This window comes from Oscillatoria sp. HE19RPO, assembly GCF_024220515.1.
Lineage (GTDB): Bacteria > Cyanobacteriota > Cyanobacteriia > Cyanobacteriales > Laspinemataceae > Laspinema.
This window is the reverse complement of sequence record NZ_JAMXOT010000345.1, coordinates 1-4,634: the sequence shown is the minus strand read 5'-3', so window position 1 is coordinate 4,634 and position 4,634 is coordinate 1. Positions and strand designations below refer to the sequence as shown.

Annotated in this window: 3 protein-coding genes; all 3 read left to right on the top strand. The window is 52.1% G+C overall.

Going from position 1 to position 4,634, the window contains the following annotated elements; genetic code table 11:
• Positions 1–599 precede the first annotated feature (599 nt).
• The 3 genes from NG833_RS26095 (at position 600) to NG833_RS26085 (ending at position 4,332) form a co-directional block, all read left to right on the top strand.
• Entirely contained in the window at positions 600–1,583 is a 984-nt protein-coding gene (locus tag NG833_RS26095) for an HMA2 domain-containing protein (protein WP_254568197.1), read from the top strand.
• A gap of 120 nt (positions 1,584–1,703) precedes the next feature.
• A complete protein-coding gene (locus NG833_RS26090) occupies positions 1,704–3,977 on the top strand; it encodes a heavy metal translocating P-type ATPase (RefSeq protein WP_254568196.1) in 2,274 nt (757 codons plus the stop codon).
• 31 nt (positions 3,978–4,008) lie between these two features.
• A complete protein-coding gene (locus NG833_RS26085) occupies positions 4,009–4,332 on the top strand; it encodes a DUF5132 domain-containing protein (RefSeq protein ID WP_254568195.1) in 324 nt (107 codons plus the stop codon).
• The last annotated feature ends 302 nt before the right edge of the window (positions 4,333–4,634 follow it).

Below are 4,634 nucleotides of genomic sequence, written 5' to 3'. Positions count from 1 at the left end.
GTTTCTAACCTGTATTGTCCCACCCAAACTAGACCCCAGGGACAAGAAACCGGGTTTCTGACCTAGATTGGGTGCGAATTGCCACAGATGGGGTAAAGAAACCCGGTTTCTAACCATTGCTGTATCACCCAAACTAGACCTCAGGGACAAGAAACCGGGTTTCTGACCTAGCTTTCCTGTGTTGCCACAGATGTTGCTCAGAAACCCGGTTTCTAACCTGTATTGTCCCACCCAAACTAGACCCCAGGGACAAGAAACCGGGTTTCTGACCTAGCTTTCCTGTGTTGCCACAGATGTTGCTCAGAAACCCGGTTTCTAACCTGTGTTTTCCCACCGGACTCGATTGAGTAACCTGCAAATGATAAAAAATTACTGGTATTTGTTCTCAATAAACAAAACTCATTTGGTTTAATTGTATCAGAAAATTTAACGGAAGTGCGGGGATTAAAGTTTTGTTAACAATCCCAAAAACCCTTGCTAAAATCCAGTAAAAGGTTTTATTCTAAGACTAGAGAGTTTTATCCAGGGTGAACTTTTAGTCCTGAAGCCATCGGCGATAATGGATTGAAAAATACCCGAAGGCTAGGGGAGGAAAGGGAATGGTGAATCAAACGGCAACCACGGGAACTGGAACTGTTAAATTAGTCCAGGCAGTTGAGGGTTGCGTACAATTGCGGGCAGGGGATGGCACGGGCATTCTGTACCTGAATCTGCTTGGACAACAGGTGGGACAAGAACCGGGAATCGTGGCGGTTTCTACGGATGCCAAAACGGGGGATTTAATTATTGTCTTTAATCCTCATGTTATTCCCCTGATTCAAGTGCTAGAAATGCTGCAAGAGTGGGGAATTTCTGGGATAAAAACCGACGCGGACCCGGTAAAGCAAGTGGGGAATTTTCTGCTCCATCATCAAGAATTGGAGACATTGGCCCCGATGATTGCCGGGATGTTGGTGACTCAGACCCTGAAACTGCGCGGGGGATGGGCGTTACTGGGGAATCTGATCGCGGCGAGTGTGACGCGACAGGCGATCGCCCAGTTGGAGCAAAACTCCACCGATGCTGCTGTGATCGCGATGCCATTGATGGCAACTCCTGCACCGACTGCTGCTCAATCAGCGGTAAAACCGCCATCGGCAATGGGAGTGGAAATCGTTCATGCCATTCCCGGACGAGTGCGGTTGCGCGTGCCCACCATTGCCCAGGATAGCACTTGTGCCGATCGCCTCCAAACTGCCCTTTCCGCCCAACCGGAAGTCACCGAAATCCGCCTCAATCCTATCACCGCGTCGATTGTGGTTCAGTATGAAATTGCTGCCGGATTGGATGAATCCTGGCGATCGCACCTAGTGGAGATGATTCAAGAGGCGATCGCTGATTTACCCCAGGAAACCCCCACCCCAGAGCCCGATTCCCCGGAAGAACCTGACTATCCCGAAGAAACCCCAGGAGTCGCAGAAGTAGAACCGGATAGGATTCTAGCCCAGGATGCTGACGAGGATGCCTTGAATTATTTTAACCCTTGTTTTGCTCGGGCCTTTGTGAATGCCATGATGAATCGGTTTATGGGGGCATCGGTGTAATCCCAAGGGTTAGAAACCGGGTTTCTTCACAAAAACTGTGGTAATTCACACCCAATCTACGCCAGAAACCCGGTTTCTTGTCCTGTGGTTATCGGTGTAATCGCACCTAGGAGCAGCAAAATGGTAGCAAATATAGAAATTTGGAACAAATCCAGGAATCCCCTCGCCGAAGTGACGCAGACTTGGGTTGCCTGTACCTTGGTTCATGCCATCCCTGGACGAGTCAGGTTTAGAGTCCCACGCCTTGCGCGCGATCGCCCCTACGCCAGTCGCCTGGAACAAGCGATCGCTCAAGAACCGGGTGTCCTCCAAGTGCGGGTGAATCTCACTGCCGCCTCCATCGCCATTCACTACCAAACTCAGGGGGTGAGCGATGAAAGAAGGCGATCGCAACTGGTGAAAGTGATTCAACAAACCGGGCAACTCCAGCAGTCCCCGGGACGTGAGAGCAACCCCGTCATTCCCGAACTTCCGGCAACGGAACCCGAGGGTCATGATATCATATTGCCTGCCATTGCCACTCTGTTGGCGATTCTAGGCGGTCCTTTACGATTGCCGATTCCGCGAACCCTGATGGCGGGAAGCGTTGCCTGGGCTGCGTTACCCGTGGCTAAACGGGCGATCGCCAGTGTTTTAGCCGAACGTCGCCTGAATATCGACTGCTTGGACTTGATGGCGATCGCCCTGTCATCCCTGCGCGGAAATTTGCTCACCCCTGCCTTAGTCATGACCCTCCATGAAGTCGGGGATACCATCCGCGATCGCACCGCCCGGTCCTCTGCCGCCCGGACTGCGGACCTCATGGACACCATCGGGCGCTTTGCCTGGGTGGAACGCCGGGGAGAAAAACAGCAAATTCCTGCCACAGAGGTAGAAATTGGGGAAACCGTCATTGTCTATCCCGGGGAACAAATTCCCGTAGATGGCATTGTCTTACAGGGAACTGCCACCATCGATCGCCAGAAACTCACCGGCGAATCCATGCCAATTGTTGCTGAAAAGGGAACTCAGGTTTATGCCTCCACCCTGCTGCGGTCCGGGGAATTGTATATCCAAGCAGAACGAGTCGGGGCAGCAACCCGGGCAGCAGCGAGTTTGGAATTAGTGAGAAAAGCCCCAGTCCATGATACCCGCATGGAAAATTACGCCGCCAACATCGCCGATCGCGCCGTCCTGCCTGCGGGACTCTGGGCCGCCTTGGTGTGGGCGTTGACCCGCGACCCAGGACGGGCAGCAGCAATTCTCACTTTAGACTTTGTGACGGGAATTCGCGTTTCCGTCCCCACCAGCTTTATGGCGGCCCTGACTCATGCCACCCGACATGGGATTTTGATCCGCAGTGGACGCGCCTTGGAACAATTAGCCGAAGTCGATACCGTGGTATTTGACAAAACCGGCACTCTCACCCAAGGGAATCTGTCTGTGGTTCGCATCACCACCGCATCGGAGGCAATTTCCGAGGCGGAAGTGCTGGAGTTGGCTGCTGCTGCGGAACAACGGATTTCTCACCCCGTAGCCGAGGCGATTGTGGCGGAAGCCGAGAACCGGGGAGTGAGACTCTTGCCTCGGGGAGAATGGCACTATGAGGTGGGTTTGGGCATTCAGGCGGAGATTGCAGGGCGCACAGTGTTAGTCGGTAGCGATCGCTTCTTGCGCCAGTCTGGAGTGACGGTGGACTGTCTGACGGACCATCAACGGCGATGCGATCGGGGATTGGACTGTGAGCAAGCAGATTGTGCGCTGAATGTCAACTGTTCTTTGATTTACGTCGCTTGTGAGGGCAAATTCCAAGGCGTCATCGAATATGCGGACCCCTTGCGCCGGGAAACTCCCACGGTGATTCAACGGTTGCAGTCCGAGTATCACATTCAGGTGCAGATGCTCACCGGAGATGAACGTCCCCGCGCCCTTGCTGTTGCCGAAAAACTGGGGATTCCCGCCTGTCATACCCATGCCGAAGCCTTTCCCGAACAAAAAGCCGCCCTTGTGCGAGAATTACATGAATCGGGGAAAACCGTTGCCTTTGTGGGGGATGGGTTAAATGATTCCGTTGCCTTAGCTTATGCGGATCTGTCCGTGTCCTTTGCCAACGGATCCGATGTAGCCCGAGAAACTGCTGATGTGGTGTTGATGGAGAACAATTTATCTGGGTTGCTAGATGCGATCGCGATCGCCAAGGAAACCCGATACATTATACAACAAAATACCACCTTAGTAGTCGGACCGAATTTAGCCGCCCTAGTTTTAGCATCCACCTGCGGATTGCACCCCTTAGCTGCCACCGTCGTTCACAACGGTTCAGCGATCGCCGCCGGATTAAACGGGTTACGTCCTCTGATGCACATCGATCCCCCGCGATCGGCATCAGAACAGAGTGCAATCAACCTAAGTTAATACCCCTTACCCTTACTGGAGGAATTGTATCATGGGACTCATTCATTGGAGACAAGACGGAATTCAACAACATTTTGGTGAAATGCTGGAAGCAGGAAAAGGAGGACGGGCGATCGCCTTTGGAATCGGTGCAGTGGTCCTCGCACCTATTTTATTACCAGCGATCGGCAAAGTCGCCAAACCCATCGCCAAAGCAACCCTAAAAAATGGCATTACCCTCTATGAAAAAGGCAAAGTTGCTGTTGCCGAAGCCAACGAAGTATGGGAAGATATTTTAGCAGAAGCCAAAGCCGAAGCAATGGTCGAATCCCATCAAATGCCCAACGCTGACCCGAATCATAATCATAAAGGATAACCTCCACTCCATCCTGAAGTCGTTCTCCAAGTTCGTAGTAACGACTTCAGTCGTTCTCTTAGTTCGTAGTAACGACTTCAGTCGTTCTCTTGGTTCGTAGTAACGACTTCAGTCGTTCTCTTAGGGAACTCCAAAAAATAAAATCTCCAAAACGTTGGTTCATAGTGAATGCTCAACGAAGTCAATGTAGGGGCGCAATGCTTGCGCCCCTACGCATACCTTCCTTTCATCAGTTGAACGGTTGGATGATTTATATTTTGCAATCCCCTTAGTTCGTAGTAACAGATATGAGGAGTGGGGGG

What these genes read in the sequence shown, in the direction of transcription:
- NG833_RS26095 (WP_254568197.1), top strand. Translation starts at nt 600, where the DNA reads ATGGTGAATCAAACGGCAACCACGGGAACTGGAACTGTTAAATTAGTC.
- NG833_RS26090 (WP_254568196.1), top strand. Translation starts at nt 1,704, where the DNA reads ATGGTAGCAAATATAGAAATTTGGAACAAATCCAGGAATCCCCTCGCC.
- NG833_RS26085 (WP_254568195.1), top strand. Translation starts at nt 4,009, where the DNA reads ATGGGACTCATTCATTGGAGACAAGACGGAATTCAACAACATTTTGGT.